Below are 26,868 nucleotides of genomic sequence, written 5' to 3'. Positions count from 1 at the left end.
GACCCCCTGTTGCCATCGAAAGGACCGCATCCGGTGCTGAAGCAATCACCCCTGTATGACGGGTACACGGCCTACCAATACCTTGAGGCCGGTACCGACTACCGCGCCTTCGCCTACGCCAAACAGATCGGGCGGGTGCCGGAATACACCGGCCTCGAGCTGAGCGACGCGGAAGAGGCCCGCGCCGAGAAGCTGCTGACGGAGGAGACCACGATCTCGCTGCACGAGCACGTGCAGGTCTTCCCCGAGGACATGAGCCAGCTACGTGACCACATCCGCACCGGCCGCGAGCCCACGGGCTACCAGGGCCTGGCGCACTCCGGCCTCACCGCCGTCTTCGACAACGGCATGGACGGCACGTGCTGCATCTCGAGCGACGCCGGCTGGAAGTACCAGGACGTGCTGTTCGACCTCGGCGTTCGAATGGCCGACCTCGCGCACCAGGACTTCGTGATCAAGGTCGAGAGCCTTGCGGACATCGAGCTCGCGCGGCAGACGGGCAAGGTCGGGCACATCTTCGCGCTCGAGGCGGCGACCATGATCGAGAACGAAGTCGACCGGCTCGACGTGCTGTACGGCTTCGGGGTGCGCCAGATGGGCATCGCCTACTCCGAGGCGAACATGCTGGGAAGCGGCCTCAAGGAGCGCGGCGACGGAGGCCTCACCTTCTTCGGCGAGCGCGCCGTCGCGCGCATGAACAAGCTCGGCATCGCCATCGACATCTCGCACTCCGGCGACCAGACCTGCCTCGACGTGGTCAAGGCATCCACCAAGCCCGTGTTCATCACCCACGCCGGCGCCCGCGGCCTCTGGCCCACGAAGCGCATGAAGACCGACGAGACCATCGCCGCGGTCGCCGAGCGCGGCGGTGTCATCGGCATCGAGGCCGCTCCGCACACGACGCTGTCGCCCGCGCATCCGCTGCACTCGCTCGAGTCCGTCATGGACCACTTCGAGTACTGCGTCGACCTGGTCGGCATCGACCACGTCAGCTTCGGCCCCGACACGCTGTTCGGCGACCACGTGGGCCTGCACCACGCCTTCGCGTCGAACCTCTCACTCGGCCAGGCGCACGGCACGGTCGACTACACCGAGGTCGAGTATGTCGACGGCCTCGAGAACCCCGCGGAGGGCTTCCACAACATCATTCGCTGGCTCGTCAAGCACGGGTACTCCGACGACGACATCCGCAAGGTCGTCGGCGGCAACACCCTGCGTGTCCTCGAGGAGGTGTGGGTCTGATGAAGCATCGCCTCGTCACCGCCACGCTCAGCTCCATCACAGCGGCCGGCGTCGCAGTCGCCCTCGCGGCCTGCGCACCGACCGCCCCCGACAGCGCCGGCGCCGCGAGCTCGGGTCCGAGCGACGCGACGCTGACCGTCGGCACCACGACCGACGTCGTCAACTACAACCCGCTGATCGGCAACAGCCGCACCGACGACTGGATCACCGACCTGATGTACCCGCGCCTCATGACCGTGTCGAACACGGGCGCGAAAGAGGCGCAGCTCGCGACCAAGTGGGGCTACACCTCGCCGACGCAGGGCTACTACGACATCCGCAGCGACATGACGTGGAGCGACGGGACGCCGCTCACCGCCGAGGATGTCGCGTGGACGCTCAATGAGGTGAAGAAGGACAAGCCGGCGGGCACGTTCTACGGTCAGCTCGGCGACTTCGCCTCGGCGAAGGCGACCTCGAAGACCCACGTCGAGATCACCCTGTCAGAGCCGAACTCGTCGCTCATCGACGAGATCGGCTTCTGGGGCGTCGTCGTTCCCGAGCACGTCTTCTCGAAGGCGGGCAGCGTCGCGACGTTCGCGAACGACGGGAAGGACGGCGGCTGGGTCGGCGCCGGCCCGTACACCCTGAGCAAGGTCCAGGTCGGGCAGAGCTACACCCTCGACCGGGCGAAGAACTATCCGCTCGTCAAGGGCGGCGAGCCCATCGCGGCCAAGGTCGTCTTCCGCGTGTTCCCCGACGTCAACACCGAGATCCTCGCGCTGCAGAGCGGCGAGATCGACGCCATCGGCGACGCGCTGCCGCCGTCGCAGGTCGCGAAGCTGAAGTCGAGCTCGGGAATCAAGGTCGAGGAGGCGGCGGGCCTCGGGTACTCGCACATGGTCTACAACCTCGACAACCCGGATCTCGCGAAGCTCCAGGTGCGCCAGGCTCTCTCGCACGCGGTCGACTACGACGCCATCCGCTCGGTGGTGCTGCAGGGGCAGGCGACGAACGACCACTCGAGCCCCATCATGCCGGTGCTCAAGTCGTACTTCGACTCCTCGCTGAAGGAGTACAGCTACGACCCGAAGCTCGCGGCATCCCTGCTCGAGCAGGCCGGCTACACGAAGGGCGCGAACGGCAAGTTCCCGCTGAACTTCAAGCTGATCTACTCGCTGCAGGACGCGGTGACCTCGCAGTGGGCGACCATCGTGCGCGATGACGCGGCCAAGGCGGGCATCACGATCACGCTCTCGGGCACCGATCGCAACACCTACCTCGCCGCGACGAACGCGGGCAAGTACGACATCTATGCCGGCAACTTCGCCATCATGGACGACCCCGTGACCAACTTCACGCTGGCGTACCTGCCGGGCGGGGCGATCAACTACACCCACGTCGACGACCCCACCCTGAACGCGCTCATCAAGAAGGCCTCGAACACCACGGACGAGAAGCAGAAGATCTCGATCATGCAGCAGGCCAACAAGGTCGTCTACGACAACGTCTACGACAACATCATGTACACCCAGAACCTCTTCTTCGCGCACAGCACGAAGTGGACCGGTTTCGTCCCGATGCCGAGCGACCTGCTGTCGATCGTGAACCCCGTTTCACTCGCCAGCGCCAGCCCGGTCAAGCAGTAAGGCCAGGGCTGCCCGTTGTCTCGTCTTCTCTTCGTCCTTCGCCGGGCGGGTCGTGCTCTGCTCACCATCTGGTTCGCGGTCACGGTGACATTCGTCCTCCTGCGAGTGCTGCCGGGTGACCCGGCCCAGGCCGTGGCGAGCACGACCATGACGGCGAGCATGCGGGCAGCCCTCTTGACCCAGTACGGGCTCGACAAGCCCGTGATCGTCCAGTACGGGCTGTACCTGTGGCAGATGGTGCACGGCAACCTCGGCATCTCGTTCACGCAGTCGATCCCCGTGATGCAGGTGCTCGCCGCGCGACTGCCATGGACTCTGCTGCTGACGCTCACGGCGCTCGTCCTGACGGTCGCCGTCGGCATCCCGCTCGGGGTGGTGGCGGCGACCAGCCAGGGCCGATTCCTCGACCGCCTGGTGCAGGTCGTCGGCGTCACCGGGCAGTCGATCTTCGTGCCGTCGATCGGCGTGCTGCTGCTCTTCGTGTTCGGCCTCATGCTGCACTGGCTGCCGATCGGCGGCGCGTACTCCGACGGCAGCTATGGCGGCGCCTGGTACCTGAGCGTCGGCCAGCACCTGGTGCTGCCCGCCCTCTCTCTGATGCTCGTCCAGCTCGGCTCCTACGTGCTGACGATGCGCTCGACGCTGATCGACGCACTCGGCGAGGACTACACGGTGCTGGCCCGCGCGAACGGCCTGCCGTACCGCCGGGTGCTGTGGAAGCACGCGCTGCGCAATGCGCTGCTGCCGACCACCACTCTCATCGGCCTCCAGCTCGGCTTCCTCGTCGGCGGGGCCGTGCTGACCGAGACGGTCTTCGCCTACCCGGGCATCGGCCGCGGCATCTACGAGGCCGTGACCCAGCTCGACTACCCGGTCCTCCAGGGCGCGTTCCTGCTGCTCGCGGTGACCGTGGTGGTGGCCAACATGGTCACCGACATCATCTACGGCTACCTGGACCCGAGGGTGAAGACCGCATGACCGAACTCATCGCAGCCCCCGCCGTGCAGGGCGCCGAGCATGTCGCGAGCGAGCAGCCGCGCCCGGCGGTCGCCACGTGGCGGTCCTTCCGCCGCGAGCCGCTCGGTGTGATCGCCATGGTCGTGCTCGCGGCGCTCGTCTTCGTCGCCCTCGCGGCGCCCCTGCTCGCCCATGAGCCGGCGAGCTACGGCCAGGCCGTGCTGCGAGCGCCCAGCGCGGCGCACATCTTCGGCACCGACAGCCTCGGTCGCGACGTCTACTCGGAAGTCGTCTGGGGCACCCGCCAGAGCATGCTCGTCGCGGTGTCCGCGTCGTTCATCGCGATCGCCTTCGGCACGCTGATCGCGGTCGTCGGCGCCTACTTCCGCCGACTGGACGCCGTCGTGAGCATCATCGTCGACCTCACGCTCTCGCTCCCGGTCCTTCCGCTGATGATCCTCGTCGCGGCGCTGGTCGGCCCGAGCACGGGCACCATCATCGTCGTGGTGGCCGCGTTCTCGTGGCCCGAGGTCACGCGCATCGTCCGTGCGCAGGCGCTGACGGTGGTCAATCTGCCCTACGTCGACGCGGCGCGCCTCATGACGACGTCGCCGGTGTGGATCATCGTGCGGCACGTGCTGCCTGCGGTGACCCCGGTCATCGTCGTGTCCGTGGTCGTCACGGCCTCGCGTGCCGTCCTCTCGGCAGCGGGGCTCGCCTTCCTCGGCCTCGGCGACCCGAACGTGTGGTCGTGGGGCCGCATCCTCTTCGAGGCGCAGCAGTCGGGCGCGATGTCGAGCGCCTGGTGGCTGACCCTGTTCCCCTCGCTCGCGATCCTCGTGCTGGTTCTCTCGGCCACGCTGCTCGCGATCAGCTACAACGATGCGCGCAACCCGCGCCTGCGCAGGCGGTGAGCGAGATGAGCGAGCGGATGTCCCAACGACTGGGCCCCGAGTTCTTCGCGTCCATCCAGGGCGGCCTGAGGGCGCGCCTCGCGCACGACGGTCTCGGCGCTCTGCTGACCGACTCGCCCGAGGACGTGGCCTACCTGACCGGCTTCTTCCACCACCCGGGTGAGCGGCCGGTCGCGGTCTGGCTCGACGGCGACGGGCGCGTGGTGCTGCTCGTGCCCGAGCTCGAGCGCGAGAACGCCGAGCGGCAGCGCGCCGCCGCCGAGCTCGTCTCGTACCCGGAGTACCCGGGCGTCGTCCCGCCGTTCCACGTGCTCGCGGCGGCGCTCGCACCCGCCATCGGACTCGCCGTCGGGCATGCGCCGTCAATGTCCTGGGAGCGGCTCTCGGCGGCGCGCGAGGCGCTGCCTGCGGCCGAGTTCCGTGCGACGAGACTGCTCGTCCAGGCGCGCGGCATCAAGCATCCCGACGAGATCGCACTGCACGAAGAGGCGGCCCGGATCACCGATCGGATGATCGCGGCCGGCGTCGCCCTGGTGGCCGAGCGCGCGTCCGAGCGCGGCGAGCTGCCGAGCGAGGCCGAGCTGGCCTCGCACGTGACCTCCGTCGGGGTGCGCACGATGTACGCGGAACACCGTGACGTCGTCGTGGTCTCGCCCCTTGCGGGCGCCCTGGTCTACACGGCGGCGAACTCGGCCTATCCGCATGGGCTGCCGTCGGGCCGGCGGCTGCAGCCGGGTGACACCTTCATGCTCTCGCTCGGCTGCGCGGTCGGCGGACGCTTCGTCGAGGGCGAGCGCACCTTCGTCGTCGGCGCGCCCACGGCGCAGCAGCGTGAGTACCACGACGCGGTGCGCGCGGCCCACGCGGCCGCCATGCAGGCCACCGCCCCGGGCATCGAGTGCCGCGAGGCGAACGCGCGCAGCCTCGCCGTCATCCGCGACGCCGGGCTCGGGGGATTCCTGCGCCACCGGCTCGGGCACGGCATCGGCCTGGGAATGCACGAGCCGCCGTGGCTGGAAGACGGGGACGCGACCGTGCTCGAGGCCGGCATGGTCATCTCGAACGAGCCGGGCATCTACGTCCCCGGGCATGCCGGCTACCGCATCTCCGACAGCATGCTCGTCACGGCCGAGGGCTCCCGCGCCCTCACCGCGTTCCCGCGGGGGCTCGATGACTGCGTCATTCCGTTCTGAGGGCCCGCGGCGCCGACATTCGCTCGTGCACCCCGCACCCGTCCATCCGTCGCGACGCGCGGCACGCTGAAGAAGGGGCACACCATGCCAGGAACCCACTACGTCGAGATCAACGGCAACACGCTGGCCGTCGAGGTGCTCGGGCCCGACGACGCGCCGGTGATCATCGCCCACCACGGCGCGCCCGGCCTCGGCTCGCGGGCAGAGCCGAAGGCGAGCTTCGGGCGGCTGGCCGACGAGTACCGGGTGCTCGTCTTCGATGCGCGCGGCTCGGGCGAGAGCGAGGGCAAGGGCGAGTTCAGCCACGAGCAGTGGGCGGCCGACATCGACGCCCTGCGCGAGTGGATCGGAGCCGAGCAGATCATCATGGCCGGCGGCTCCTACGGCGGCTTCATGTCCCTCGAGTACGCCACCCGCTACCCCGATCGCGTGCGCGCCCTCGTCCTGCGCGACACCTCCGCAGACAACGGCAACCGCCACCTGGCGCGCGAGAACGCGCTGAAGTCGGAGCGCGTCGCGATCGACATGGAGAAGTTCGACCGCATCGACCAGGGCCGCGTGCGCGACAACGACGATCTGCGCGAGTGCTGGCGCGAGATCCTGCCGCTCTACGACTTCCACTACGACCCGGCGAAGGTCGACAAGAGGGTGGCCGAGACGCCCTATCGCTTCGAGGCGCACAACTACGCCTTCTCCGTCAACCTGCCGAACTACGATCTCAGCGACAAGCTACCGTCGGTGACGGCGCCGACACTCATCACGGTCGGCCGCACCGACTGGATCACGCCGGTCTCGTGCAGTGAGAAGATCGCCGAGTTGATCCCAGACTCTCGTCTTGTCATCTTTGAGGAGTCGGGCCACTCACCGCAGATCGAGGAAGCCGAGAAATGGACACGGACGGTAAGGGACTTCCTGACGGGGTTGTGAAGACCTTGACCACGCGAAAGGCGGCGGATGCGTTCCGGCACTCCCTCGAGAGCCTCGACGACCTCGATCGCCGCATCATCCTCGCCCTTCAGCAGGACGGCCGCGCCAGCTGGACCTCCATCGCGGAGGCGTGCAACACCTCCGTTCCGACGGTCGTCCGTCACGGCCAGCAGCTGATCGCCGACGGTGTGGTGCGGGTCACCGCCCTGCCGCAGCTCGGCAGCCAGGGGCCCGTCGACCTGTTCTTCCTGCGCATCGCGTGCCTGCCCGGCACGCAGACCTCCGTCGCCGCCGCGCTCGCCGCGAACCCCAACACCCGCTTCGTCTCTGTGGTCACGGGCCGCTACGACATCATGGCCGAGCTCGCCGTGACGGGCGGGTCGGGAAGTTACGCCGGGCTCATCGAGCAGCTGCAGACGGTGCCCGACATCGAGCGGTGGCGCAGCGACCTCGTGATGCACGTCTACAAGGTGGCGCACCACTGGGGGCGCCAGCTCTACGGCGAGGCGCTCGGCCTTCCGCCCCTCGAGGACGACGACCTGACCGAGCCGCCGGCGTGCGAGCCGACGCATTTCGACGAGGTCGATCTCAAGCTGATCGACGAGCTCAAAGAGGACGGCAGGCTCACCTTCAAGGCGCTCGGCGAGCGGCTCGGCATCAACGAGAGCAGCGCCCGGCGCCGTCTCGAGCGCCTGCGATCGAACGGATGCCTGTCGATCGTCACGCTCTTCTCGGCCGCCGCCCTCGGCTTCGGCGCCGAGACGCTGATCACCGTGCAGGCCGACCCGTCGCGCCTGGAATCGGTCGCTCACGAGCTGGCGAAGATGTCAGAGGTCCGCTACATCGCGGCGATCCTCGACGGCAACTCGCTGATGTGCGAGGTCATCACGCGGTCGACGGACGACCTCTACAAGTTCATGACCTCGACGCTCGGCCGCATGGACGGCGTGCGCGGGTGGGAAGCGTCGATGGAGCTGCTGTCGCTCAAGCGCGGTTTCGTCGAGACGGCATGGTGGCGGGCGCAGGCGCACCCTGCGGCGGTGCCCGACAGCTGAGCCCCTACGAGCGCAGCACCACGTTCTCGCAGTTCTCGCCCGCGAGCAGGTGCCCGATCTGGCGCCGCAGCAGGCGGGCCATGCGCGGCTCCATCGAGCTCGCGGCGCCCCCGACGTGCGGACTGATCACCACCCCGGGCGCCGCCCACAGCGGGTGGTCGGCGGGCAGCGGCTCGGGGTCGGTGACGTCGAGTGCGAAGCGCAGGCGGCCGGCCTCGGCGAGCACCGCCGCCGTGTCGAGCACGGGGCCGCGGGCCACGTTCACGACGAGGGCGCCGTCGGGCAGGGCAGCCAGCTCCTTCGCGCCGACGAGGCCCCGGGTGGCATCCGTCAGCGGCGTGCCGATCACGACGACGTCGGCCTGCGGCAGCAGCGCGCGCAGCTCGTCGATGCCGTGCACGTGGCCCGCGGCATCCTCTCGCGCCCGCGATGCCACGCGGATGACGCGCGCGACCTCGAAGCCGGCGAGCCGCGCCTCGACGGCCTTGCCCACGCCGCCGTAGCCGAGGATGAGCACCGTGCGGTCGGCGAGCGACGGATGCCGGTGTGGGCTCCACCTTCCGGCCTCGGCGTTCCGCACGAAGTCGTCGATGCCGCGCTGCGAGGCGAGCAGCAGGGCGAGCGCGAGCTCGGCCGTCGCGGTCTCGTGCACGCTCGACGCGTTGGCGTAGACCAGGCCGCTCGGCAGCGCGTCGGCGACCCCGTCGTAGCCGATCGACTGCGACTGCACGAGCCCGACGGACGCGGTCGAGAGGAAGCCGAGGCGGCCGGAGTCCATCGACAGGTACGGCAGCACCGCGATGTCGATGCGCTCGGCGGGGGCCGGGCCGTCGACTGCCCAGCGCACCCACTCGACGGCGCCTTCGGGAACCGGGTCGGCGAGCGCCGCCAGATGGGCGCTCAGGCGGTCATCGGGAAGGCTGACGACGAGACGTTCCGGCATGGTGCCAGCCTACGTTCGCCGCCACCCCCGAAGTCGTGACACAAAGCGAACCCCTGCCCGAAACGCCCCCGCAACACCCCGTTCCTAGATTCATCGGCATGGCAGATCTGTTCGCGGGATACGGGGCGGTCCCGACGCCTGGCCAGCGTCACGCCGCGTTCGACGAGATGTTCCGCGGCGGCACCGAAGGCGGCGCGCGGGCGCGCGAGCCCTATCGCGAACTGCACGCGGCACTCGGCCGCATGACGCAGGAGGAGCTGCAGGGCCGAGCGGATGCCCTCGCCAACAGCTACCTCGCCCAGGGCGTGACCTTCGACTTCGCCGGCGAGGAGCGGCCGTTCCCGCTCGACGCGGTGCCGCGCATCATCGCCGAGGACGAGTGGGTCGACCTCGAGGCCGGCGTCACCCAGCGGGTGCGGGCGCTCGAGGCTTTCCTCTCCGACGCGTACGGCCGCCAGCGGGCCGTGACCGACGGCGTGATCCCGGCATCCCTCATCGCCACCTCCGCCCACTTCTACCGGCAGGCCGCGGGCATCGAGAGCGCGAACGGCGTGCGCGTGCACGTCTCGGGCATTGACCTGATCCGCGACGAGAACGGCACCTGGCGCGTGCTCGAGGACAACGTGCGGGTGCCCTCCGGCGTGTCGTACATCGTGTCGAACCGCCGCGTGATGGCGCAGACGCTGCCCGAGCTGTTCGTCTCGATGTCGGTGCGGCCGGTCGGCGAGTACCCCTACCGGCTGCTGCAGGCGCTGCGCGCGTCGGCGCCCGCCGGTGTCGAGGACCCGGTCGTCGTGGTGCTCACGCCCGGCGTCTTCAACTCGGCCTATTTCGAGCACACCCTGCTCGCGCGCCTCATGGGCGTCGAGCTGGTCGAGGGCCGCGACCTCTATGTCAGCGGCGGCAACGTGTGGATGCGCACGACCGGCGGCCCGACGCGCGTCGACGTCATCTACCGCCGCATCGACGACGACTTCCTCGACCCGCTGCAGTTCCGGGCCGACTCGGTGCTCGGCACCCCCGGGCTGCTCACGGCCGCGCGCCTCGGCAACGTCACGATCGCGAACGCGGTGGGCAACGGGGTCGCCGACGACAAGCTGTCGTACACCTACCTTCCCGATCTGATCCGCTACTACCTCGGCGAGGACCCGATCATCCCCAACGTCGACACCTGGCGGCTCGAAGACAAGGGCTCGCTCGAAGAGGTGCTCGACCGCCTCGACGAGCTCGTCGTGAAGCCCGTCGACGGCTCCGGCGGCAAGGGCCTCGTCGTCGGGCCTGCCGCGAGCCGCACGGAGCTCGACGTGCTGCGCACCAAGCTCATCGAGGACCCGCGCGGCTGGATCGCCCAGCCCGTCGTGCAGCTCTCGACCATTCCGACCCTCACCGACGAGGGCATGCAGCCGCGCCATACCGACCTGCGGCCGTTCGCGGTCAACGACGGGAACGACATCTGGGTGCTTCCGGGCGGCCTCACCCGCGTCGCGCTGCCGAAGGGCCAGCTCGTCGTGAACTCGTCGCAGGGCGGCGGCTCGAAGGACACCTGGGTGCTCGGCCGCGGCACGGCGCCCGTCTCGACCTCGACGGGCGTCCACGACGTCTCGACGATCACCGCCGAGCAGGCGGCGCCCATCGAGCTCGCGGCGACCGGGTCGCCGAAGCTCGCGAACGTGGCGCCGCACGGCACGTCCGGGCCGCAGTACGCGCCAGAGGACCAGCTGGCCTCGAGCCAGCAACAGCAACAGCAACAACAGCAGCAACAGCAACAACAGCAACAACAGGCCCACAAGGCCGCCGCAGGACGTGCACACCAGCACGATGGGGGAGGAATCCGTGCTCTCTAGAATCGCCGAGTCCCTGTTCTGGATCGGTCGTTACCTGGAGCGCGCCGACGGCACGGCGCGCATACTCGACGTGCAGCTCCAGCTGCTGCTCGAGGACCCGTGGGTCGACGAGGACACCGCCTGTCGCGCGCTGCTCGGCGTGATGGGGTCGGATGTCCCGGCCGATCCGACCGGCGCGGGAATCGACCGTGAGACGGTGCTCGGAATCCTGGCGGTGAACCGGCAGCATCCGGCATCCATCGCCTATTCGCTCAACGCGGCGCGCGAGAACGCGCGGCGTGCGCGCGAGATCATCTCGACCGAGCTGTGGGAGTGCCTCAACACGACCACGACGCGGATGCCGCGCAAGGTCGCGAGCGAGCGGGTGCACGACTTCTTCCACTGGGTGCGCGAGCGCACCGCGCTCGCCGTGGGCACGAACGAGACCGTCATGAGCCGCGATGACGCGTACCACTTCTTCACGCTCGGCCTCGCGCTCGAGCGCGCCGACATGACCGCGCGGCTGCTCGCGACGCGCGCGCTCACCGAGGTGTCCGGCCCGAGCTGGACGACCATTCTGCGCTCGTGCGGCGCCTACGAGGCGTACCTGCGCACCTACCGCGGCGCGTCGTCGATGCGCAACGCGGCCGAGTTCCTGCTCGTCGACCGCATCTTCCCGCGCTCGGTGCTGTTCTCGATCAACCAGGCGATCGAGAGCATCGCCGCGCTGCAGCCGCGCACCGAGCGCCTCGGCGCCGTCGACCAGGCGCTGCGGGTGCTGGGGCAGGCGGTCTCGAGCCTCGAGTACCGCCCGATCGCCGAGATCCTCGAGGATCTGCCCCACGCGATGGAAGGCGTGCAGCGGGCGACGAGCGCCGCAAGCGAGGCGGTCAAGCAGCGGTACTTCCCGACGCAGGTCATGCCGACCTGGGCCGGCGAGCGGGTATGAGGCGAGGTCCCAGATGAAGCGCTTGCGAGTGACGCACACGACCGGTTTCCGCTATCAGGACGAGGCGTCGGCGTCATACAACGAGGCGCGGATGCTGCCGGCGTCGCGTGAGGGCCAGTGGGTGCTGTCTGCGCACATCGACACGCGCCCGAACGCGCCGCAGCACACCTACACCGACTACTGGGGCACGCGCGTCACGGCCTTCGAGGTGCTCTCGCCGCACCGCGAGCTCGTGCTCTCGGCGAGCAGCCTCGTCGAGGTGGCCGAGCGCGCGCACGAGGACTGCGAGCTCAGCTGGGACGAGCTGTTCGACGCCGGCCGCCGCTCGGTCGAATGCGTCGAGCAGCTGCGCCAGAGCACCCGCACCGAGCCGCCGCGCGAGGTCGCGAAGCTCGCGGCAGAGCTCGCCGGTGCCGCGGGCTCGCCCTGTGCGGCCGCCGAGGCGATCTGCCGCGCGATCGGCGAGTCCATGGAGTACGTGCAGGGCGTCACCCGCGTCGACGACACCGCCGCGGAGGCCTGGGAGGCGCGGCGCGGCGTCTGCCAGGACATCGTGCACATCGCGCTCGGCGCGCTGCGCTCCGTCGGGATTCCGGCGCGCTACGTCTCGGGCTACCTTCACCCGCAGCCGGATGCCCCGCTGCGCGAGACCGTCGTGGGTGAGTCCCACGCGTGGGTCGAGTGGTACTGCGGGCCGGCACGCGGCGAGGCGGCCGAGTCGGCCGACCCGAGCGGGGTCTGGCGCGGGTGGGACCCCACGAACCTTCTCGAGGTGGGCGACCGGCATGTCTACGTCGGCCACGGTCGCGACTACGACGACATCGCGCCGATCAGGGGCGTCTACGCGGGCGCCGGCGAGGCCGACATCTTCGTGAAGGTCGAGATCACGCGCGAGGCGTAGCCCCGCTCGCGGGTCGACTCGGCGCGGAATAGCCCTCTCGCGGGTCGACTCGGCGCGGCCAGACCCCCTCGCGGGTCGACTCGGCGAAGCCGAATGGAGACCGGCAGCCCGTCCCTCGTCGCCCGGCTACGCCGCAGCCGCCTCCGGCCGCGCCGTCTCGGGCTCCTCGAGCACGAAGGCGGGCCGCCCGCCGCGCACCCGCAGCCGCAGCCCGCGCCAGCGCACGAGGTAGTACACGCCGACGGCACCGGCCACGATGCCCGAGGCGGCGCCCACCCCGAGCCCCCAGCGCGGCCCGAGCACGTCGGCGACCCAGCCGACGATCGGTGCGCCGATGGGCGTGCCGCCCATGAAGATCGCCATGTAGATCGCCATCACGCGGCCGCGCACGGCCGGGTCGGTCGCGAGCTGCACGGTGCCGTTCGCGGTCGTCATGAGCGTCTGCGAGAACAGGCCGATCAGCGCGAGCGCCGCGCCGAAGAGCCAATACGTGGGCATGACGGCGGCGATGAGGCATCCCACGCCGAACAGCAGCGCGCCCACAAAGAGCAACGAGATCCTCGGCTTCTCACGCCGCGCCGAGAGCAGCGCGCCGGCCACCGAGCCGACCGCCATGATCGACGACAGCACGCCGAACTCTCCCGCGCCCTTGCCGAACACGGTCGACGCCATCGTCGAGGTGTAGATCGGGAAGTTCAGCCCGAAGGTGCCGATGAGGAACACCATCACGAGGATCACCATGATGTCGGGGCGCCGCCGCACGTAGCGGAACCCGTCGACGAGGCCCCCGCGGCGCGACGAGCGCAGCTGGGGGTTGAGCTGGTCCTTCTTCATGAGCTGCAGCGAGATGAGCACCGCGGCGAAGGTGACCGCGTTGATGAGGAACACCCACCCGGCGCCGACGGCCGCGGTCATGAGGCCCGCCACCGCGGGGCCGATGGTGCGGGCCGCGTTGAACGACGCCGAGTTGAGCGCCACGGCGTTCGAGAGGTTGCGGGCGTCGACGAGCTCGCCGACGAAGGTCTGGCGCGCGGGCGAGTCGAAGGCGGCGGCCACGCCGAGCAGCAGCGCGAACACGTACACGTGCCACAGCTGCACCACGCCCGTGACCGTCATGATGCCGAGTCCCGCGCCGAGCAGGCCCATCGCGCCCTGGGTGCACATCAGCAGCTTGCGGCGGTCGAAGCGGTCGGCGGCCCAGCCGGTGACCGGCAGCAGCACGAGCTGCGGGCCGAACTGCAGCGCCATCGTCACGCCCACGGCGGTGGCGTTGTTGTGGGTCAGCTCGGTGAGGACGATCCAGTCCTGCGCGGTGCGCTGCATCCACGTTCCGACGTTCGAGACGATCGCGCCGAGGAACCAGATGCGGTAGTTGACGCCGGCGAGGGACCGGAAGAGGTTGTTCAAATCGTGGGGCTTTCGGGGTTTCCAGCGGTTCTAGCGATCGGCGAGGTCGCGCATGATGACGGATGCCTGGCGCAGCGTCTCTCGCTGCGCGGCGGTGAGCTCGCGCGTGCGCTTCGCGAGCCACTGCTCGCGGCGGCGCCGCGTCTCGGTGACGAACGCCTCGCCCTCGGCCGTCACGCGCACGACGACCTTGCGCCCGTCGTCGGGGGAGCCCTCGCGCGTCACGTAGCCGCCCGCCTCGAGGGCGTTGACCCGCCGGTTCATCGAGGGCGGGGTGACCCGCTCGGCCTCGGCGAGCTGCCCCACCGTGTGCGGGCCCTCGCGGAAGAGCAGCGCGAGCACGCTGAACTGTCCGTCGGAGAGGTCGTCGCTCGCCTTCTCGGCGCGGATGCGGCGGTTGAGGCGCCCCACGGCGATGCGCAGCAGCGCATCGAGGTCGAGCTCTTCCGGGTGGGGCATGCTTCGAGCCTACTCCTTAGCAATGCTAATTATCTATCCGCAACCACCCAACTCGTTCCCGTTCCGGACGCCTGCGCCCGCCGCCCCGGGTGCGGACGTCCGGAACGGGAACGAGTTCGGCATGATGTCGTCATGCCGCCGACGAGCGCCCTGACGCACACCTTCACGGACGACTACGGGGTCGTGGTCACGTACTACGAGTTCCCGCTGCCCGACGGGCGGAAACCGCGAGGGGTCGTCCAGCTCGCGCACGGCATCGGCGAGCACGCGGGGCGCTACGCGCACGTCGCACGGGCGCTGAACGACGCGGGCTATGCCGTGTTCGCCGACGACCACCGCGGCCACGGGCAGACCGGCCTCGCGCAGTGGGGCGGGGACGCCACCCAGCTCGGCCGCCTCGGCCCGGGTGGTCTGCGGGCGACGATCGGCGATCTGCGTCAGCTCGGCAGGATCGTCAGGGGCAGGCATCCCGAGTCGCCCGTGATCCTGCTCGGGCACAGCTGGGGCTCGCTCATGGCGCAGCGCCTCATCAACGATCACGCGGCCGACTACGACGCCGTGGTGCTGACCGGCACCGCCTACCGCATGCTCGGCTCCATGCGCTCGGGCAACCTGAACGGGCGCCATCGGCACCTCGGCACGACCGGGCACGAGTGGCTGTCGCGCGATGTGGCGATCCAGACCGCCTTCGGCGAGGACCCGCTCAACTTCTCGGCGGAGCCGCTCGCGAAGTTCGGCTTCGTCGACGCGCTGCGGTTGCTCGGGCGGCCCGCCCGCAGTCTCGAGCGCGACATTCCGCTGCTGATCCAGATCGGCTCGGACGACTCGCTCGGCGGCGAGAAGTCGGTGGTGAAGCTCGCGAACGCGTATCGCAGGCGCAGCGGGCTGAGCGACGTGACGGTGCACATCTATGCGGATGCCCGCCACGAGGTCTTCAACGAGCTCAACAAGGACGAGGTGCTCACCGACCTCGTGCGCTGGCTCGACGCGCGCTTCGCCTGATCACATGCAGGGGTCGACTCGGCGCACGCGGGCGTGCGCGTCGACTCGGCGCACGCGGGCGCGCGGGTCGACTCGGCGCAGCCGCCCGCGCGGGTCGACTCGGCGCAGCCGCCCGCGCGGGTCGACTCGGCGCAGCCGCCCGCGCGGGTCGACTCGGCGCAGCCGAACGGAGACCGGTCGCTTGACTTAACCAGTTCAGCCCGGGAATGTCGGAGCTGCCCCCGAACGGGGGTGTCAACGGGCGTCTCAATGAGGAGAATCCATGCTCAAATCAACCAGGCTGAAGGTCGCCTTCGGAGCGGCCGTCGCCGCCGCGGCCCTTGCGGTGGCGGGCGTCGCGGCCGCACCGGCGGTCGCCGCAACCCCGCACGGTCCCGCCGCGCCGCAGAAGTCCAGTCACGCGCTCGGCCAGCCGCGGCTCTACGTGAAGTCGCCCAGCGCCGACGGCGTGAAGCAGGCGCTCCAGCTCGCGAAGAACCACGACACGAAGGACGCCGTCGCGCTCGCCAAGCTGCTGGCCACGCCGCAGGCCGTCTGGCTCACGAGCGGCACGCCGGCCGAGGTGCGCAAGACCGTGCAGCAGAACGTCGCCGCGGCGACGGTCGAGAAGGCCGTGCCGGTCTTCGTCGTCTACAACATCCCCGGGCGCGACTGCGGGTCGTACTCTGCGGGCGGCGCTCAGACCACGGCCGACTACGAGGCGTGGATCGACGGCGTCGCGGCCGGCATCGGCAACGCGAAGGCCGCGGTCCTCGTCGAGCCCGACGGGCTCGGGCTGCTGCCCAACACCAACTGCGGTGTCACGACCCCCGGCGCCGACGACGCCCGCTACACGCAGCTGGGCTACGCGGTCGATGCGCTCGAGGCGAAGCCGAACACGAGCGTCTACCTCGACGGGACGAATGCCGCGTGGCTGACGCCCGGCGACCTCGCACCCCGCCTCATCAAAGCGGGGGTGAACCGCGCCCAGGGCTTCTTCACGAACGTGTCGAACTACCAGTGGACGGCCAACTCGGCCGAGATCGGCACCTGGATCTCCGACTGCATCGCCCTCGTCAACGCGGGCGACGCCGACCCGGGCGCCGACTGCCCCAACCAGTACTGGAACGGAACGGGCGCGCTGGACACCAACAAGCAGTGGTCCCAGACCGCGGCCGACCCGGCGGCGAACACCGCCTGGATCGACCAGCAGTACGCCGCCAAGCTCGCCGCGGCCGGCGCGACGCCGACGGCGCACGTCGTGATCGACACGAGCCGCAACGGAGCGGGCCCGAACGACATGAGCCGGTATGCGGCGGCCCCGTACAACCAGAGCGCCGCCACGATCGCGACCCTGCGCGCGAGCAACTGGTGCAACCCGCCCGGTGCTGGGCTCGGCCTGACGCCGACCACGAAGACGGGAAGGCCGCTCGTCGACGCGTACCTCTGGGTGAAGACGCCCGGCGAGTCCGACGGGCAGTGCGATGCCGCGGGCGGCGCCCGCGCATGGGACTACAGCGTGTACTCGCAGCCAGGTTGGCCGACGGATGCCGCGAGCCAGGCCCTCTTCGACCCCCTCTGGGGCCTCGCGGACCCCGCCGCCGGCGACTGGTTCCCGCAGCAGGCTCTCGATCTGATCGCGCACGCGAGCCCGGCCCTGCTTCCCTGAGGGGCGCGGTGCGCCTCGCCGTGCATGCTCCTGCTTAGGGTGGGAGCATGCACGGCGAATACAAGGTCCCCGGGGGAAAGCTGGTCGTCGTCGACCTCGAGGCGGAAGACGGCCGCATCACGAACTTCCACCTCGCCGGCGACTTCTTCCTCGAGCCCGACGACGCGCTCGACGCGATCGACGCCGCCGTGAACGGTCTGCCCGTCGAAACCGATACGCGGGCGATCGCGGATGCCGTGCGCCGCGCCCTTCCGGAGGGGGCGGTGCTGCTCGGCTTCACCCCCGAGTCGGTCGGGGTCGCTATCCGCCGCAGCCTCGCCAACGCGACCACCTGGAACGACTACCAGTGGGAGATCGTGCACGCCCCCGCCGTCAGCCCCGTGACCCACCTCGCCCTCGATGAGGTGCTCACGGCCGCCGTCGCCTCGGGCGCGCGCAAGCCGACGCTGCGGTTCTGGGAGTGGGAGGAGAACGCGGTCGTCATCGGCTCGTTCCAGTCGGTGAAGAACGAGGTCGACCCCGAGGGCGCCGCGAAGTACGGCTTCGACGTCGTGCGCCGCATCACGGGCGGCGGCGCGATGATGATGGAGAAGGGCTCGGTCGTCACCTACTCGCTGTACGTGCCGGTCGACCTCGTGCAGGGCATGACCTTCGCCGACAGCTACGCCTACCTCGACGAGTGGGCGATCCTCGCGCTGCAGGGCATGGGCATCGACGCCTCGTACGTGCCCCTCAACGACATCACGAGTCCCAAGGGCAAGATCGGCGGTGCTGCGCAGAAGCGCCTCGGCTCGGGCGCCGTGCTGCACCACGTCACGATGAGCTACGACATGGACGGTCAGAAGATGACCGAGGTGCTGCGCATCGGCCGCGAGAAGATCAGCGACAAGGGCATCGCCTCGGCGGCGAAGCGCGTCGACCCGCTGCGCTCGCAGACGGGCCTGCCGCGGGCCGAGATCATCGACCGCATGAAGCAGCAGTTCGCCTCGATGTATCGCGCGACCCCCGGCGACATCACCCCCGCCGAGTACGCCGCGGCAGAGCGCCTCGTCGCCGAGAAGTTCGCGACCCCGGAGTGGCTGAACAGGGTGCCGTAGGCCCCCTCCCACCCCCATCCTCCCGCCCTCCCCTCCCGCCCCCATTCCCCCGAAGTGTGAGTTCGGGCTGTTGTTTCGCCGAAAAGGGGACCCGAACTCACACTTCGAGGGAGTTCAGGGCGGCTTGCTACCCTGGCGCGCGTGAAAGCCCTGATCATCGGCGCCGCCATCGTCGGCGTGTGCCTGCTGCTGTGGGTGCTTCACAAGACCGGCGTCGTCGACTTCAGCGACAAGACGCAGAAACGGGGCTCCGGCTCGATCGGCAGCGGCATGCTCGGTGCCGCCTTCGACGAGGTGTTCCACCCCGTGCGCTACGAGACCCAGCTCGAGCTCGAGCGGCAGACCACGCTGCCCGCGCCGTCGCCCGAGGCCGACGGCGACCCGCTGGGCATCGGCACGGCCGCCGGAGCCCGCCCCTCGGGCCATGTCGTGATCGAGCTCGACCAGTGGGGCCGGCCCCCAGGCCGGCGCCTCCCCGATTAGCGCCTTCCCGACGAGCGCCGTCCCGCTCGCGTCCTCCTGACCCGCACCGCGGCCGCTCGCTAGGCTCGTCGCGTGACACGGCGGTGGGGCATCTGGATCATTCTCGCGTTCGTGTTCGGCGCGCTCGCCGCGGGGGCGCTCGCCCTCGCCGGCCCGGGCGCCGCGCGTGCCGATGCCGACGCCAGCGCCGTGCATGCCGACGCCGGCGACTTCACCTTCGACAGCCTGCACACCGACTACCGCCTGAGCCGCGCGGCGGACGGCCGCGCCGAGCTCGCGGTGACCGAGACGTTCGCGGCGCGCTTCCCGGATGCCGACCAGAACCACGGCATCGAACGGGCGATCCCCACGAGCGCCGACGGCCGCTCGCTGCACGTGCGGGTGCGCAGTGTGACGGATGCCGCAGGCGCGCCGGTCGCCTGGCAGCTGCTGAGCGATGACGTGCCCGCCGGCTTCACGGTCGTGCGCATCGGCGACCCCTACTCCTTCGTGCACGGAGCCCAGAGCTACGTCATCCGCTACACGATGCGCGACGTCATCCACGAGGCGCAGGGCGCGCAGCAGTTCCTGTTCGACGTCAACGGAACCGGCTGGGCCCAGCCGTTCGGAACGGTGAGTGCGACGCTGCACGTGCCGGCCGCGCTCGCGGGCTCGCTCACGGGCGACATGGCCTGCTATCAGGGGGCCCAGGGGTCGACGGCGCGCTGCACGATCACTCGCACCGGTGACGCCTTCACCGCCACGGCCACCGACCTCGGCGCCCACGAGAACGTGACGATGAGCGTCGGCTTCGCCCCCGGCACCTTCGCGGTGCCGCTGTCGCTGCGGCGCCTCGCCGTGTGGGTGCTGCTCGGCGTCGCGGTCGTGCTGCTCGGCCTCGCGATCGCGGTGCGCGTCAGGAGCCTCGGCAACCCGAGGGGCACGGGCATCATCGTGCCGCAGTACGCGGCGTTCCCCGGCATCGGCGTGATGGAGGCCGCGGAGCTGCTCGACGAGCGCGATCGCGCCTTCCCTGCGCTCGTCACGCAGCTCGTCGTGAGCCGCGCCGCCACCATGACCCGCGACGACCGGGGCACGGCGAAGACGAAGGACGATCTCTACGCCCTCCAGCTGCACGACGCGACCGTGCTCGACGACGAGGACGCCGACGCGGTGCACACCCTCTTCGGCTCGATCAAGCCCGGCGCGGCGGTGACGCTCGACCCGAAGAAGCCCGAGGTCGGCGACCGCATCGCCAAGCTGCTGCGCGAGGCGCGCGACGCGGTGCGCAAACAGGGGCTGATCGCCCGGCGGTACACCGCGCTGAGCGGCATCCTGCTCGCCGCGGGCATCCTGTTCGCGGTCGTCACCGTCGCCTGGTTCGTCGTGCTGAGCAGCGGGGCCTTCGGCACCTGGCTGCACTACCTCGGGCTCGTGGCGGCCCTCGCGCTGCTCGTCGCAGCCGTCGCCCTGGTGTGGCCGCGCGAGCGGCGGACCACGGCCGCGACCCCCGCCTACGAGCATCTGCTCGGCATCCGCGACTACCTGCGGCTCGCCGAAGCCGACCGCATCCGCATGCTGCAGAGCCCGACGGGCGCCGAGACGCAGAAGACCCCGCAGGGCGAGGATCTCGTGAAGCTGTACGAGAAGCTGCTGCCCTACGCGATCCTCTTCAACGTCGAGAAGGAGTGGCGAGAGGTCCTCGGCCGCGCCTGGGCGACCACGCCCACGGACGTGACGCCGACCCTGCTGCCCCTGCAGACGCTGCTGTTCGCGAACGCCTTCGCATCGCACAACTACGCGACGACCGCGAGCACGACGAGCAACTCGCACTCGTGGTCGAGCTCCGGCGGCAGCGGATTCTCGGGCGGATTCTCGGGCGGCGGCTTCGGCGGTGGCGGCGGCGGGGGCTGGTAGAGGACCCAGGCCTACTCCGCCACGACGCGCAGCGTCTCGACCGCCGGGTCGACCGCGCCCCGCACGAAGCCGGTCGGCGCGGCCGCCACGTGCTGCAGGAACTCGACGGTCTCGGCCGTGATGACCTCGCCGGGCATGACGTTCGGGATGCCCGGCGGGTAGGCTGCGAGCGAGTCCGCCGACACCCGCCCCACGGCCTGCGCGGCCGGCACGACCGTGGCGGCCGCGAAGGTGGCGTCGCGCACCAGCATCCGCTTCTCGCCGGGCTCGGGCAGCGGCACGCGCACGAAGCCCGACGTCGCGACCTCCGGGTCGTCGGCACGCAGGCTGTGCAGGGCGTCGACGATGCGGCCCAGGTCGGGGTGCGACCCCGGGCCGACGATCGCGAGCACGCAGGCATCCGTCGACAGCTCGAACTGGATGCCGTGATCGCGCAGCATCACCGACCGCACGGCGTGGCCGAGCAGCCCGCCCGCGCCGACGTCGATGGAGACGCGTGACGGGTCGACGGCCGCCACATCGGCGTCGGGGTCGCCGGCCGCGGCGACGCCGAACGCGTCACTCGCGATCCGGAACCGCCCGCGCTCGCGGATCGCGGCGCGCAGCTGCTCGGCTGCGGCGAGCGAGGCGCCGATGCGTGCAGCGCCCGTCTGCAGCTGATGGCGGGCGAGATCGAGGGATGCCAGCAGCAGCGCGCTCTCGGAGGTGGACTGCTCGAGCACGAACGCCCGGTCGACGAGCGGCTCGAGCGCCTCGGCGTACGCGCCGTGCCCCAGGTGCAGCATGGCCGACTGGGTGAGCGAGCCGCCGAGCTTGTGCGTGCTCATGATGACGAGGTCGGCACCGTGCCCGGCTCCGGGCCCGTCGGTGCCGAGTGCCACGGGCGACGGCGGCAGCTCGGGGTGGAATCCGTAGTGCGCGCCCCACGCGGCGTCGACGACGAGCGGCACGCCGTGCGCGTGGGCGACGGCGGCGAGCGCCGGCACATCGGGGGTCGCGCCGAAGTACGAGGGGCTCACGACATAGGCGGCCTTGGCGCGGGGCGTGCGGTCGAGTGCGGCGGAAAGGCGCGCAGGAGAGACGCCGTGCGCGATGCCGAGCTCCACGTCGATGCTCGGCTGCACGAACACGGCGTCGAGCCCGGCGATGATCATGCCGTCGATGAAGCTCGAGTGCGTGCTGCGCTGCGCCACGACCGGCTGGTCGCGCGAGCCGAAGAAGCCGAGCGCGAGCGCCGCGATGCGGTTGGCCTGCGACGAGCCGTTGGTGAGGAACCAGCTGCGCGTCGCGCCCCACGCCTCGGCCGCGAGCTCGACCGAGCGCTCGTACGGCGTGTACAGCCCGAGGTCGATGCCCGAGACCAGCGGGGCGACGTCGAGTCGCAGCAGCTGCGCGCCGAAGAACTCGGCGAGCTCGGGCGACGCGCTCGGGTCGCCCGAGTGACCCGGAACGATCATGCGCACCGTGTCCCGCGCCGCGAACTGCCGCAGCGCCGTCGCGTAGGGCGTGGGCGAGTCCATCGGGTCCGCGCTCATGGCGTCGGCCGCTGCCGGGTCTGTGTTCATCGGGCCGGCCGCCGCCGGGTCTGGGAGGATCGACACCATGCCACTGTGGACCCCGGAGAGCGCGAGCACCGTGATCCACGCCGACAACCTCTCCGTGCTGCCCGAGCTGCCCGACGGCGCGTTCACGGTCGTCTACCTCGACCCGCCGTTCAACACGGGCCGCGTGCAGAAGCGGCAGTCGACCACGAGCATCCGCCAGTCGACTCGCGAAGCGAATGGAGACCAGAAGACCGCCGAGTCGACCAGCGCGCTCATCACCGGCTTCAAGGGCCAGAGCTATGAGCGCATCAAGGGCGATCTGCTCGGCTACGACGACGTCTTCGACGACTACTGGGGATTCCTCGAGCCGCGGCTCGTCGAGGTGTGGCGGCTGCTCGCCCCTGACGGCACGCTCTACCTGCACCTGGACTACCGCGAGGCGCACTACGCCAAGGTGCTGCTCGATGCGCTGTTCGGTCGCGAGTGCTTCATCAACGAGCTGATCTGGGCCTACGACTACGGCGGCAAGTCGAAGCGCCGCTGGCCGACGAAGCACGACACGATCCTGATGTACGTCAAGGACCCGAAGGGCTACTGGTTCGATTCAGAGGCGGTGGACCGCGAGCCGTACATGGCCCCAGGCCTCGTCACGCCCGAGAAGGCCGCCCGCGGCAAGCTGCCGACCGACGTGTGGTGGCACACGATCGTCTCGCCCACGGGCAGGGAGAAGACCGGCTACCCGACGCAGAAGCCGGCCGGCTTGGTGAGGCGGATGCTGCAGGCGTCGTCACGCGAAGGGGATTGGGTCCTCGACTTCTTCGCCGGCTCGGGCACCACCGGGGCGGTCGCCGCCGCGCTCGGCCGCCGCTTCGTCCTGATCGACGAGAACCCCGAGGCGATCCGCGTGATGCGGTCTCGCCTCGGGGACTCTGCCGTGTTTGCGAGCCTGTCCTAGCCAGGCTCGACGAGGGGTGGACTTCGGAAGAAGGCTAGGCCTTCGTGCCGGTCTCGCCGTCCGGCCGGTCGGCCTCAATGGTCAGGTTCAGCTGACCCGTGGTCGGCGCGACGAGCGCACCAGTGGTGTTCGCGGCCGAGACGGCCTCGAGCTCCAGCTCCTCGGCGGGCGACTGCTCGGCGGCGCTCTCGGCCGCGGCGGCGTCGGCCTGCTGCTGCAGGGCCGAGACCTTGCGCAGCGGCGGCACCCGGAAGAACCAGGTGAGCACGAACGCGATCAGGATGACGAGCATGCCGACCCAGTAGATCTCGATGGTCGAGGCGTTGAAGCCCTTGAGGAACGGGCGCTTCAGGGCGTCATCGGCGTTGTTGAGGAACGAGGTGTTGCTCGTGTCGATGTTGCCTGCGCTCTTCGACGAGCCGCCGCTCTTGACCTGGTCGATGATCTTCGGCGCGACCTCGTTCACGACCGCCTTGCGCTGCGCGGCGTTCGTGAAGTCGATCACGAGCTTGCCGTCGACGACCGAGGCGTTCGCCTTCTCGGCGGCCTGCTGCAGCGCCTGCTGCTGGGCGTCGGGCAGGGCGGCCTGCACCTGCTGGTCGATGACCGACGGGGCTGCGGCCGCCGGGATGGCGCCGGCGGCGACCTGAGCGTTGACGGCCTCGGTCACCTTCTCGGTGACGGCCTGCTTCGCGGCATCCGTCGCCTGCTGCGTGCCCGCGTCGAGCTGCTGCTGGATCTCGCTCTTGAGCGGGGTGACGATGGGCGTCCAGAACATGTTCATGATCGCCTTGTTGTCGGCCTTCTCGGCCACGGCCGGGTTGAGCGCGGCATTCAGGGCGTTCGTGAGGTCGGCCCTGTTCGTGGTCGCCGTCTGGATGTTGCCCGGCAGCACCGAGAACAGCACCGAGAGCAGCACTGCGGTGCCCAGCGTTCCACCGATCTGGCGGAAGAACGTCGAGGCGGCGGTCGCCACACCCATGTCACGCGGCTCGACCGAGTTCTGGCTGGCGAGCGTGAGGGTCTGCATCAGCTGGCCGAGGCCGAGGCCGATGGCGAACATGGCGATCAGCATGAACCACAGCGGGCGGTCGACCGTCATGTAGGTCAGCAGGTAGAACCCGATGGCGGTGACGAAGGTGCCCGTGACCGGGAAGATGCGGTACTTGCCGGTGCGGGAGATGATCTGGCCCGAGACGATCGAGGCGATCATCAGGCCGAGCACCATCGGCAGCGTCGCGAAGCCGGACTCGGTCGGCGACAGGCCGGTCACGATCTGCAGGTAGAGCGGAATCGTCAGCATGGCGCCGAACATTCCGAAGCCGACGAGCACACCGAGGATGGTCGCCATCGAGAAGACGCCCGAGCGGAACAGCTTGATCGGGATGATCGCGTCGTCCTTCATGGCGATCTCGATGAACACAAACGCCACGGCGCTCACGGCGCCGATCACGTAGCAGGTGATCGCAGCCGTCGATCCCCAACCCCAGTCGCGGCCCTGCTCGGCGACGAGCAGCAGCGGGACGAGGGTGGTCATGACCGTCGCAGCACCCCACCAGTCGATGCGCGGCTTGGTGTTGCGGTCGAACTTCGGCAGGTGCAGGAAGATCAGCACCATGATGAGCGCGGCGATGCCGATCGGCACGTTCACGAGGAACACCCAGCGCCAGCCGGAGATCCAGAGGATCTGGTGCGCACCGGAGAAGAGGCCGCCGACGAGCGGCCCGATGACGGAGGAGATGCCGAAGACGGCGAGGAAGTAGCCCTGGTACTTCGCGCGCTCACGCGGCGAGAGCATGTCGCCCATGATGGCGAGCGGCAGAGACATGAGACCACCGGCGCCGAGGCCCTGGAAGGCGCGGAAGGCCGCGAGCATGATCATCGAGGTCGAGAACGACGAGGCCGCGGAGCCGAGGATGAACACCACGATCGCGAAGATGAACAGCGGGCGGCGGCCGAAGATGTCGGACAGCTTGCCGTAGATCGGCGTGGCGATCGTCGACGTGATCAGGTAGGCGGTCGTCACCCACGCCTGCTGGTTCAGACCGTGCAGGTCGTCGCCGATGGTGCGGATGGCGGTGCCGACGATGGTCTGGTCGAGGGCGCCGAGGAACATGCCGGCCATGAGGCCGTAGATGACCAGCAGGATCTGCTGGTGCGACATCACGGCTTTGGTGCCGCCGTGAGCGCTCGCGGGAGCGACAGCTTCTGACATTGAAGTCCTTTGATGAGAAAAGGAACCAGATGATTCAGGTTCGAGAGGATGCCGTATCTCGCGGCGCGCCGACATCGCCGACGCCGCCGGCACTGGCGATAGAAATTTGCGGTGACTGCAAATTTACACCTTGCGAAGCGGATCCGCGAATCGGGGAGGGAACTCGGCGCCGGTTTTCAGCCGGTTCATACCGGGTGTTCGAATAGGGTCGAACGGTGAGGAGAGCGGTGGCGATCGCGGCGCTCGCCGCGCTGGCGCTGGGCGGCTGCACGCGCACAGCCGCCGACCGGGGCGCGGACTCGGCGGGGGATGCCGGGCGGGGTGCCGCGGCGAAGGCATCCGCATCGGCGAGTGCCTCGCCGCGCGCGAAGCCGGCCTTCGACAAGAAGGCGCGCTCGACGACCGATCCCGCGAGCCTCTGGGTCATCGTCAACAAGAAGCACCCCCTGAAGCCAGTCGACTACGCGCCGGCCGATCTCGTCTACCCCGACCTTCCGAACCCGAACCGCCAGCCGCTGCGCAAGCCCGCGGCGGAAGCCCTCGCCGGAATGGCGGCGGCCGCGAGCGCCGCGGGGCTGTCGCTGTCGATCGAGAGCGGCTACCGCTCCTACCCGACGCAGCTCGCGGTCTACAACGAGTGGGTGAGCTCGAAGGGCGAGGCGGTCGCCGACGAGCTCTCGGCGCGGCCGGGGACGAGCGAGCACCAGACGGGGCTTGCCGTCGATCTCTCCGCCGTGCCCGCGAACTGCTCGCTCGCGGTCTGCTTCGCGACGACGCCGCAGGGGAAGTGGCTCGCCGCGAACGCGTGGCGCTACGGCTTCCTGCTGCGCTACCCGGCCGACAAGGTGAACGTCACGGGCTACCAGTACGAGCCGTGGCACTTCCGCTTCATCGGCGTGCCGCTCGCGACCGAGCTGCACGCGAAGCACGTCGAGACGCTCGAGGAGTTCTTCGGCGTCTCGGGCGGAACGTCGTACTAGGCGGCGCCCGGCGTGCGCTGCTCGAGCCCGCGCTCGATGGCCTCGATGACCTGCGGGTCGTCGGGCAGGGTGCGCGGGCGGAAGCGGATCACGGTGTCGTCGGGGTAGACGAGGAACTTCTCGAAGTTCCACTGCACCGGGCCGCCCAGGTGCAGGCGGTCCTTCGTGTGCTTGAGCTGCTTGTAGAGGGGGTGGGCGTCGCGCCCGTTGACCTTGGTCTTCTCCATCAGGGGGAAGGTCACGCCGTAGGTCGCGGAGCAGAACTCGACGATCTCTTCCGCGCTGCCCGGCTCCTGGCCGGCGAACTGGTTGCACGGGAATCCGATCACCGTGAACCCGCGCGACTCGTAGGTCTTCTGCAACTGCTCGAGCTGCTCGTACTGCGGCGTCAGGCCGCACTTCGACGCGACGTTGACCACCATGACGACCTTGTCGGCGTAGTCGGCGAGCGAGGTCGGGGTGCCGTCGATCGTGGTGACCGGGATGTCGCGGAGCGGTGTGCCTGCCATGGATCGAGCGTAACTCTCTGTGCAGGGGACGGCTTCGTGTCTGAGCGGTGAACAGCTTCTGAACTCGCCGAGAGGCGCCCTGGGCCGCCTCTAGCCTCGTTCGAGGGCCGCCGCATGCCCGAGCAGTGCGCCGCCCCGCCC

At 70.0% G+C, this 26,868-nt stretch carries 23 protein-coding genes; 17 read left to right on the top strand and 6 right to left on the bottom strand.

Annotation, left to right across the window (positions count from 1 at the left end):
- Positions 1-33 precede the first annotated feature (33 nt).
- The 7 genes from ABD716_RS01055 (at position 34) to ABD716_RS01025 (ending at position 7,916) form a co-directional block, all read left to right on the top strand.
- Positions 34-1,242 carry a dipeptidase gene (locus ABD716_RS01055; RefSeq protein ID WP_344772882.1) on the top strand — a complete coding sequence of 403 codons (1,209 nt, stop codon included), beginning with the start codon at positions 34-36 and terminating at the stop codon, positions 1,240-1,242.
- The gene (locus tag ABD716_RS01050) at positions 1,242-2,870 is read left to right on the top strand and encodes an ABC transporter substrate-binding protein (protein WP_344772880.1); all 1,629 of its coding nucleotides are present in this window, start codon (positions 1,242-1,244) and stop codon (positions 2,868-2,870) included. Before ABD716_RS01055 ends, ABD716_RS01050 begins: the two co-directional genes overlap by 1 nt.
- A gap of 15 nt (positions 2,871-2,885) precedes the next feature.
- A complete protein-coding gene (locus ABD716_RS01045) occupies positions 2,886-3,848 on the top strand; it encodes an ABC transporter permease (RefSeq protein ID WP_344772878.1) in 963 nt (320 codons plus the stop codon).
- Positions 3,845-4,741: an ABC transporter permease gene (locus tag ABD716_RS01040; RefSeq protein WP_344772876.1), complete on the top strand. Its 897-nt coding sequence runs from the start codon at positions 3,845-3,847 to the stop codon at positions 4,739-4,741. Before ABD716_RS01045 ends, ABD716_RS01040 begins: the two co-directional genes overlap by 4 nt.
- A 17-nt stretch (positions 4,742-4,758) precedes the next feature.
- Positions 4,759-5,934 (top strand): M24 family metallopeptidase, encoded by a 1,176-nt coding sequence (locus ABD716_RS01035; RefSeq protein ID WP_344772874.1) that lies wholly within the window; start codon positions 4,759-4,761, stop codon positions 5,932-5,934.
- Positions 5,935-6,018: 84 nt separating this feature from the next.
- Positions 6,019-6,861: an alpha/beta fold hydrolase gene (locus tag ABD716_RS01030; protein WP_344772872.1), complete on the top strand. Its 843-nt coding sequence runs from the start codon at positions 6,019-6,021 to the stop codon at positions 6,859-6,861.
- On the top strand, positions 6,822-7,916 hold the full coding sequence (locus ABD716_RS01025; protein ID WP_344772870.1) for an Lrp/AsnC family transcriptional regulator: 1,095 nt from the start codon (positions 6,822-6,824) through the stop codon (positions 7,914-7,916). Before ABD716_RS01030 ends, ABD716_RS01025 begins: the two co-directional genes overlap by 40 nt.
- A gap of 4 nt (positions 7,917-7,920) precedes the next feature.
- On the opposite strand, the gene ABD716_RS01020 is transcribed toward ABD716_RS01025, so the two are convergent.
- Positions 7,921-8,859 (bottom strand): 2-hydroxyacid dehydrogenase, encoded by a 939-nt coding sequence (locus ABD716_RS01020; protein WP_344772868.1) that lies wholly within the window; start codon positions 8,857-8,859, stop codon positions 7,921-7,923.
- 98 nt (positions 8,860-8,957) lie between these two features.
- Here ABD716_RS01020 and ABD716_RS01015 point away from each other — a divergent pair, with 98 nt between their 5' ends.
- Genes ABD716_RS01015 through ABD716_RS01005 form a run of 3 tightly spaced genes read left to right on the top strand, consistent with a single transcriptional unit; the run spans position 8,958 to position 12,532 of the window.
- A complete protein-coding gene (locus ABD716_RS01015; RefSeq protein WP_344772866.1) occupies positions 8,958-10,703 on the top strand; it encodes a circularly permuted type 2 ATP-grasp protein in 1,746 nt (581 codons plus the stop codon).
- Positions 10,693-11,631, top strand: coding sequence for an alpha-E domain-containing protein (locus tag ABD716_RS01010; RefSeq protein WP_344772952.1), 939 nt, complete (start codon positions 10,693-10,695; stop codon positions 11,629-11,631). Before ABD716_RS01015 ends, ABD716_RS01010 begins: the two co-directional genes overlap by 11 nt.
- A 13-nt stretch (positions 11,632-11,644) precedes the next feature.
- Positions 11,645-12,532 carry a transglutaminase family protein gene (locus ABD716_RS01005; RefSeq protein WP_344772864.1) on the top strand — a complete coding sequence of 296 codons (888 nt, stop codon included), beginning with the start codon at positions 11,645-11,647 and terminating at the stop codon, positions 12,530-12,532.
- 126 nt (positions 12,533-12,658) lie between these two features.
- On the opposite strand, the gene ABD716_RS01000 is transcribed toward ABD716_RS01005, so the two are convergent.
- A complete protein-coding gene (locus ABD716_RS01000; protein ID WP_344772862.1) occupies positions 12,659-13,939 on the bottom strand; it encodes an MFS transporter in 1,281 nt (426 codons plus the stop codon).
- A gap of 30 nt (positions 13,940-13,969) precedes the next feature.
- Positions 13,970-14,398 carry a MarR family winged helix-turn-helix transcriptional regulator gene (locus ABD716_RS00995; RefSeq protein ID WP_344772860.1) on the bottom strand — a complete coding sequence of 143 codons (429 nt, stop codon included), beginning with the start codon at positions 14,396-14,398 and terminating at the stop codon, positions 13,970-13,972.
- Between the two features lie 132 nt (positions 14,399-14,530).
- On the opposite strand from ABD716_RS00995, the gene ABD716_RS00990 reads away from it, so the two are divergent.
- The 5 genes from ABD716_RS00990 to ABD716_RS00970 all read left to right on the top strand — a co-directional run bounded on the left by ABD716_RS00990 (position 14,531) and on the right by ABD716_RS00970 (position 20,524).
- Positions 14,531-15,400 (top strand): alpha/beta fold hydrolase, encoded by an 870-nt coding sequence (locus ABD716_RS00990; RefSeq protein WP_344772858.1) that lies wholly within the window; start codon positions 14,531-14,533, stop codon positions 15,398-15,400.
- 262 nt (positions 15,401-15,662) lie between these two features.
- Entirely contained in the window at positions 15,663-17,048 is a 1,386-nt protein-coding gene (locus ABD716_RS00985; RefSeq protein ID WP_344772856.1) for a glycoside hydrolase family 6 protein, read from the top strand.
- 47 nt (positions 17,049-17,095) lie between these two features.
- The gene (lplAB, locus tag ABD716_RS00980; protein ID WP_344772854.1) at positions 17,096-18,145 is read left to right on the top strand and encodes a lipoate-protein ligase LplAB; all 1,050 of its coding nucleotides are present in this window, start codon (positions 17,096-17,098) and stop codon (positions 18,143-18,145) included.
- Positions 18,146-18,286: 141 nt separating this feature from the next.
- Positions 18,287-18,628: a hypothetical protein gene (locus ABD716_RS00975; RefSeq protein WP_344772852.1), complete on the top strand. Its 342-nt coding sequence runs from the start codon at positions 18,287-18,289 to the stop codon at positions 18,626-18,628.
- Between the two features lie 72 nt (positions 18,629-18,700).
- Positions 18,701-20,524, top strand: a complete 1,824-nt coding sequence (locus tag ABD716_RS00970) for a DUF2207 family protein (protein ID WP_344772850.1) — start codon at positions 18,701-18,703, stop codon at positions 20,522-20,524.
- A gap of 11 nt (positions 20,525-20,535) precedes the next feature.
- Here ABD716_RS00970 and ABD716_RS00965 read toward each other — a convergent pair whose 3' ends face one another.
- On the bottom strand, positions 20,536-22,128 hold the full coding sequence (locus tag ABD716_RS00965; protein WP_425553363.1) for an aminotransferase class I/II-fold pyridoxal phosphate-dependent enzyme: 1,593 nt from the start codon (positions 22,126-22,128) through the stop codon (positions 20,536-20,538).
- On the opposite strand from ABD716_RS00965, the gene ABD716_RS00960 reads away from it, so the two are divergent.
- Entirely contained in the window at positions 22,127-23,023 is an 897-nt protein-coding gene (locus tag ABD716_RS00960) for a DNA-methyltransferase (protein WP_344772846.1), read from the top strand. The genes ABD716_RS00965 and ABD716_RS00960 overlap by 2 nt on opposite strands.
- 34 nt (positions 23,024-23,057) lie before the next feature.
- Here ABD716_RS00960 and ABD716_RS00955 read toward each other — a convergent pair whose 3' ends face one another.
- Positions 23,058-25,238, bottom strand: coding sequence for an MDR family MFS transporter (locus ABD716_RS00955; protein ID WP_344772844.1), 2,181 nt, complete (start codon positions 25,236-25,238; stop codon positions 23,058-23,060).
- A 215-nt stretch (positions 25,239-25,453) separates the two neighbouring features.
- On the opposite strand from ABD716_RS00955, the gene ABD716_RS00950 reads away from it, so the two are divergent.
- Entirely contained in the window at positions 25,454-26,218 is a 765-nt protein-coding gene (locus ABD716_RS00950; protein ID WP_344772842.1) for a M15 family metallopeptidase, read from the top strand.
- Here the strand turns inward: ABD716_RS00950 and ABD716_RS00945 are convergent.
- Positions 26,215-26,727, bottom strand: a complete 513-nt coding sequence (locus ABD716_RS00945; RefSeq protein ID WP_344772840.1) for a glutathione peroxidase — start codon at positions 26,725-26,727, stop codon at positions 26,215-26,217. The two genes, ABD716_RS00950 and ABD716_RS00945, sit on opposite strands and share 4 nt — an antisense overlap.
- Between the last annotated feature and the right edge of the window lie 141 nt (positions 26,728-26,868).

The organism is Gryllotalpicola kribbensis, from assembly GCF_039538245.1.
Lineage (GTDB): Bacteria > Actinomycetota > Actinomycetes > Actinomycetales > Microbacteriaceae > Gryllotalpicola > Gryllotalpicola kribbensis.
Note: the sequence above shows the minus strand (reverse complement) of the source record. Positions and strands in the feature narration are given on the sequence as shown.

Excerpts from the sequence above, each read along its gene's own strand:
- ABD716_RS00945 (WP_344772840.1), bottom strand. The coding sequence starts at position 26,727 with ATGGCAGGCACACCGCTCCGCGACATCCCGGTCACCACGATCGACGGC.
- ABD716_RS01040 (WP_344772876.1), top strand. The coding sequence starts at position 3,845 with ATGACCGAACTCATCGCAGCCCCCGCCGTGCAGGGCGCCGAGCATGTC.
- ABD716_RS01015 (WP_344772866.1), top strand. The coding sequence starts at position 8,958 with ATGGCAGATCTGTTCGCGGGATACGGGGCGGTCCCGACGCCTGGCCAG.
- ABD716_RS00965 (WP_425553363.1), bottom strand. The coding sequence starts at position 22,128 with ATGGTGTCGATCCTCCCAGACCCGGCGGCGGCCGGCCCGATGAACACA.
- ABD716_RS01025 (WP_344772870.1), top strand. The coding sequence starts at position 6,822 with ATGGACACGGACGGTAAGGGACTTCCTGACGGGGTTGTGAAGACCTTG.
- ABD716_RS00960 (WP_344772846.1), top strand. The coding sequence starts at position 22,127 with ATGCCACTGTGGACCCCGGAGAGCGCGAGCACCGTGATCCACGCCGAC.
- ABD716_RS01020 (WP_344772868.1), bottom strand. The coding sequence starts at position 8,859 with ATGCCGGAACGTCTCGTCGTCAGCCTTCCCGATGACCGCCTGAGCGCC.
- ABD716_RS00990 (WP_344772858.1), top strand. The coding sequence starts at position 14,531 with ATGCCGCCGACGAGCGCCCTGACGCACACCTTCACGGACGACTACGGG.
- ABD716_RS01035 (WP_344772874.1), top strand. The coding sequence starts at position 4,759 with ATGTCCCAACGACTGGGCCCCGAGTTCTTCGCGTCCATCCAGGGCGGC.
- ABD716_RS00985 (WP_344772856.1), top strand. The coding sequence starts at position 15,663 with ATGCTCAAATCAACCAGGCTGAAGGTCGCCTTCGGAGCGGCCGTCGCC.
- ABD716_RS01030 (WP_344772872.1), top strand. The coding sequence starts at position 6,019 with ATGCCAGGAACCCACTACGTCGAGATCAACGGCAACACGCTGGCCGTC.
- ABD716_RS01005 (WP_344772864.1), top strand. The coding sequence starts at position 11,645 with ATGAAGCGCTTGCGAGTGACGCACACGACCGGTTTCCGCTATCAGGAC.
- ABD716_RS00995 (WP_344772860.1), bottom strand. The coding sequence starts at position 14,398 with ATGCCCCACCCGGAAGAGCTCGACCTCGATGCGCTGCTGCGCATCGCC.
- ABD716_RS01050 (WP_344772880.1), top strand. The coding sequence starts at position 1,242 with ATGAAGCATCGCCTCGTCACCGCCACGCTCAGCTCCATCACAGCGGCC.
- lplAB (WP_344772854.1), top strand. The coding sequence starts at position 17,096 with ATGCACGGCGAATACAAGGTCCCCGGGGGAAAGCTGGTCGTCGTCGAC.
- ABD716_RS00955 (WP_344772844.1), bottom strand. The coding sequence starts at position 25,238 with ATGTCAGAAGCTGTCGCTCCCGCGAGCGCTCACGGCGGCACCAAAGCC.